This is a genomic window from Nocardiopsis sp. NPDC055824, assembly GCF_053616335.1.
Genome location: NZ_JBSHDN010000315.1, coordinates 1 through 5,005 on the forward strand (window position 1 = coordinate 1; position 5,005 = coordinate 5,005).

Consider the following 5,005-nt stretch of genomic DNA (forward strand, 5'->3'; position numbering starts at 1 on the left):
GGTCCGAGGAGGGCGCCGCGCCCCGCCCGGCGGGCGCCGGTCACCGGCGGCGGCCCGCGCCCGCCCGGCCGACCGCCTCCTCCAGTTCGTCCCTGCTCATCCTCGAGCGGCCCGGGACCTCCAGCTCCGAGGCCTGCCGGAGGAGTTCGCGCTTGGTCCGGCGGCCCTCGGCTGCGCCCCTCGCCTCGGCGCGGACGGTGGCGGGCCTGCGCGGCACGGGGGCGCGCCCCCGCTTGTGCGGGCGGTTGGGCAGGCTCTGCCGGAGCGCCTCGCCGATCGCGCCGACCTCCCCTCCCCCCTCCGAGCGGTCGGGGCGGTGGGAGAACGTGCTCCCCCGGGCCTTGGCCCGCACCAGTTCGGTGAGCCGCCTGCCGTAGCTGTCCTCGTAGTCCCCGGGGTCCCACTCCACGGACAGTGCCCTGACGAGCTCCTGGGCCAGTTCCAGCTCGCCCTTGCCGGGCTCGGCGCCCGTGACGGGCGGCATCACGTCGTCCGGGTCCCGGACCTCGTCCGGCCACCACAGGGTGGAGGCCGCCAGCACCCCCCGGTGCGGTTGGACCAGGACCGGGTACTCGCGCTCCCGCAGGACGACGGTGGCCGCGCCCACCCGGCGGGTCCGGTCCAGGGCCGCGTGGAGGAGGCGGTAGGCCTCGGTGTCGGCGGGGCCCCGGGGGGACACGTAGTAGGTGGACGCGTACCAGAGCGGGTCGACGGCCCCCTCCGGCAGGAAGCCGTGCATCTGCATGGTGCGCGAGCCCGCCGGCAGGATGTCCTCCAGCTCCTCGGGTTCGAGGACCACGTACTCGTCCTCGATCCCGGTGCGCGCCCCGCGCACGACCTCCTCGGGGGCGACCTCCTCCCCGGTGCGCTCGTTGACGCGCACGTAGCGGATGCGGTCCGCGGTGCCCCGCTGGAACTGGTGCAGCACGGGGCCCCTGCGTTCCCGGGCGCTGTAGAGGCGCACGCCGATCGGCACCCGACCGAACATCAGGGTTCCCACCCAAACCGGATTGACCATGATCCCTCCCTCTGCCTCCCATCATCACTCCCACCGGGCAGGACTCCGCCCACGGAGGGCAAAGGGGAGGTCAGGTCCACCGGACGGCGGCCGTCCCGGGCGACCGCGGCCCCGCGGCGCGCCGGGGCGGGAGGAAGCGCCCCGGGATCGGACCGACCGGTCGGTATTGCTACTGTCGCGGCAATCCCCGATTGGAGTTGCTCCCATGAGTACGACCGTCAAGGCCGCCGTCTTCTCCGAGCAGGGCGCGCCCCCCGAGATCCGCGACCTGGTCCTGCCCGACCCCGGCCCCGGACAGGTCCGGGTGCGCATCGCCGCGGCCGGCGTGTGCCACTCCGACCTCTCCCTGTCCAACGGGACCCTGGTGCAGAAGTGGCCCGCGGTGCTCGGCCACGAGGGCGCGGGGACCGTCGAGGCCGTGGGCGAGGGCGTCACCGGCATGGTGCCCGGCCAGTACGTCATCCTCAACTGGGCCCCGGCCTGCCGGGAGTGCTGGTTCTGCCTCCAGGGCGAGCCCCACCTGTGCGAGCACGCCCTCGACGGCGCGGCCCGACCGTACGCCGAGCTGGCCGACGGCACCCCCGTCCACCCGGGCCTGGGCTGCGGGGCCTTCGCCGAGGCCACCGTCGTCCCCGCCCGCGCCGTCGTGCCCCTGCCCGACGGGATCGACCCCTCCGTCGCCGCCGTGCTGGGCTGCGCGGTGCTCACCGGCTGGGGCGCCGTCAACAACTCCGCGGCCGTGCGCGCGGGGCAGACGGCCGTGGTGCTCGGCCTGGGCGGGGTCGGGCTGTCGGTGGTGCAGGCCGCCCGCCTCGCCGGCGCCGACCAGGTGATCGCCGTGGACGTGTCCCCCGACAAGGAGGAGCTGGCCCGGTCCCTGGGGGCGACCGACTTCCTGATCGCCGACGAGACGCTGACCCGGTCCGTGCGCGGGCTGACCGGGCGCCGGGGGGCGGACCACGCGTTCGAGGTGGTCGGCTCCGCCCGGGTGGTGCGCTCGGCCTGGGACGCCACACGGCGCGGCGGGACGGTCACGGTGGTGGGCGTGGGGGCACTCGACGACGAGGTCTCGTTCAACGCCCTGGAGCTCTTCCACCAGGGACGCACCCTGCGCGGGTGCGTCTACGGCTCCAGCGACCCCGAGCGCGACATCCCGGTGATCGCCGCGCACGTGCGCTCCGGCGGGCTGAAGCTCGCCGCGATGGTCACCGACGAGATCTCCCTGGAGGGGTTGCCGGAGGCCTTCGAGCGCATGCGCCGGGGCCTGGGCGGGCGGTCCCTCGTGCGTTTCGGCGCCTGAGCCCGCGGTCGGCGCCGCCTCCTCCCCACGGGACGGCGCCGACCGCGGAACACCCGCCTCGTTTGTCACGGTGTGACAAATGATGTGGCGCAGGACACACGACACCCTTGTCGGCGGGGGCACGGCGCGGCACAGTCGTCACCATCGCGCACACCGTGCCCTCCGGGCGCGGACCATCCGAGGGGAAGGAACCAGATGAGCAGCGGAGCCGACCGAGCCGACGCGATCGTCGTCGGAGCCGGACTGGCGGGGCTGGTCGCGGCCGCCGAGCTGGCCGACGCGGGAAAGAGGGTGGTCCTGCTCGACCAGGAGCCCGAGCAGTCCCTCGGCGGCCAGGCGTTCTGGTCGTTCGGCGGCCTCTTCCTCGTGGACTCCCCCGAGCAGCGGCGCATGGGTGTCAGGGACTCCCGCGAACTCGCCCTCCAGGACTGGATGGGCACCGCGGCCTTCGACCGCCCCGAGGACGAGTGGCCGCGCCGGTGGGCCGAGGCCTACGTGGACTTCGCCGCCGGCGAGAAGCGCTCCTGGCTGCACGCCCAGGGGCTGCGGATCTTCCCCGTCGTGGGCTGGGCCGAGCGCGGCGGCCACCTGGCCGGCGGACACGGGAACTCCGTCCCCCGCTTCCACATCACCTGGGGCACCGGTCCCGGCGTGGTCGCGCCCTTCGAGCGCCGGGTGCGCGCGGCGGTCGAACGGGGCCTGGTCACGCTGCGCTTCCGGCACAGGGTGGACGAACTGGTCGTGACCGACGGGACCGTCACCGGGGTGCGCGGCGCCGTCCTGGCCCCCAGTGGCATCTCCCGCGGCCAGGCCAGCAACCGCGACGTGGTCGGCGACTTCGAGATGGCCGCGCAGGCGGTCGTGGTCACCTCCGGGGGGATCGGCGCCAACCACGACCTGGTCCGCAAGAGCTGGCCCGAGCGCCTGGGCGCCCCTCCGAAGCACATGCTGTCGGGTGTGCCGGAGCACGTGGACGGGCGGATGCTCGGCATCACCGAGCGGGCGGGCGGGCGGATCGTCAACCCGGACCGCATGTGGCACTACACCGAGGGCATCCGGAACTGGAACCCCGTCTGGGCCGGGCACGGCATCCGCATCCTGCCGGGCCCGTCCTCCCTGTGGCTGGACGCGACAGGCAAGCGACTGCCCGCGCCCTGCTTCCCCGGGTTCGACACCCTCGGCACACTCGACCACATCATGCGGAGCGGCCACGAGTACACGTGGTTCGTGCTCTCCCAGAAGATCATCGAGAAGGAGTTCACCCTGTCGGGCTCGGAGCAGAACCCCGACCTGACCGGCAAGGACCTCAGACTCCTCCTCCAGCGCGTCCTCCCCGGCGCCCCGGACCCCGTGGAGGCGTTCAAGGAGCGCGGCGCGGACTTCGTCGTCGCCGACAGGCTGCCCGCGCTCATCCGGAAGATGCGGGAGATCGCCGGGGACGGGGTGCTCGACGCCGACACCGTCACCCGCGAGGTGGTGGCCCGCGACCGCGAGATGGCCAACACCTTCACCAAGGACCTCCAGGTCATGAGCATCCACTCGGCACGCACCTACCGGGGCGACAAGCTGGTGCGGGTGGCCAGGCCGCACCGGATCCTGGACCCGAAGGCCGGCCCCCTGATCGCCGTGCGGCTGCACATCCTCACCCGCAAGTCCCTGGGCGGCCTGCACACCGACCTGGACGCGCGTGTGCTGGGGGCGGACGGCGCCCCGGTGCCGGGCCTGTACGCGGCGGGTGAGGTCGCCGGTTTCGGCGGCGGGGGCGTGCACGGCTACCGGGCCCTGGAGGGGACGTTCCTGGGCGGATGCCTCTTCTCGGGCCGCATCGCGGGCCGGGCCGCCGCGTCCGCCGTCGGCTAGCGTCGCGCGTCGGGGATCCCGCCCCCGACCCGGGTTACGGCCGACCGCCCAAGATGAGAGGGGAGGTCGTCTATTCACGAGTTTGTCGATTCCGGCCCACGACCGCCCCTCCTCCACAATCCTGGTCCTCATGCATATGAGGAGGCATGATGGCAGTTGTGGCTAGCGGCAGGACCGTCCCGAAACCGGGGCCGCTCACAGTGGACGACCTTCAGCACACGCCGGACGACGGACGGCGCTACGAGCTGGTCGACGGGCGGCTTGACGCGGCTCCCGCTCCCTCCAGCCTGCACACGCTGGCCACCGGGCGCCTCACCGCCCACCTGAGCTACGCCGCACCCGTGGGAATGCTCGTGATGGACGGCCCGGGCATCACTCTCGACACGGAGCGGACACGGCACCGGATACCCGACGTGGCCGTGATCCGGAGCGAGGACTTCCAGATGCCGTACACGACGAGGCCGCCAGTGCTGGCGATCGAGGTGGTCTCCCCCGAGAGCGTCTTCCGCGACCACCACACCAAGCGCCGCGAGTACGCGGAGTTCGGCGTCCCCTCGTACTGGGTCATCACCCCCGACCGGGACAAGGCGAGCATCATCGAACTGCGGCTGGAGGACGGCGAGTACGCGGAGGTCTCGGCCGCGTTCGGGGAGGAGGTCTTCGAGACCAGCGTTCCCTTCCCGGCCCGGATCGTTCCGCAATGGATGCTCAGGCTCGACGGCGACTGGCGCGCGCACATCGCCGGACCGGAGGAGACCGAGGAGACCACGAGGCCCCCGGCCGGGGACTAGGCCGCACACGGCGAACGGCGCCGGGCACCTTCGGGC

At 73.6% G+C, this 5,005-nt stretch carries 4 protein-coding genes; 3 read left to right on the top strand and 1 reads right to left on the bottom strand.

Translation table 11 applies throughout. From position 1 onward, the window contains the following. Positions 1-40: 40 nt before the first annotated feature. Positions 41-1,018, bottom strand: coding sequence for a non-homologous end joining protein Ku (gene ku / locus ACWGL3_RS30940; protein WP_267944549.1), 978 nt, complete (start codon positions 1,016-1,018; stop codon positions 41-43). Positions 1,019-1,223: 205 nt separating this feature from the next. On the opposite strand from ku, the gene ACWGL3_RS30945 reads away from it, so the two are divergent. From ACWGL3_RS30945 to ACWGL3_RS30955, 3 genes are all read left to right on the top strand, one after another. Continuing rightward, positions 1,224-2,318, top strand: a complete 1,095-nt coding sequence (locus ACWGL3_RS30945) for an alcohol dehydrogenase catalytic domain-containing protein (RefSeq protein WP_452462107.1) — start codon at positions 1,224-1,226, stop codon at positions 2,316-2,318. 195 nt (positions 2,319-2,513) lie between these two features. After that, entirely contained in the window at positions 2,514-4,178 is a 1,665-nt protein-coding gene (locus tag ACWGL3_RS30950) for an FAD-binding dehydrogenase (RefSeq protein ID WP_452462108.1), read from the top strand. A 149-nt stretch (positions 4,179-4,327) separates the two neighbouring features. Further along, entirely contained in the window at positions 4,328-4,969 is a 642-nt protein-coding gene (locus ACWGL3_RS30955; RefSeq protein ID WP_267944552.1) for a Uma2 family endonuclease, read from the top strand. The last annotated feature ends 36 nt before the right edge of the window (positions 4,970-5,005 follow it).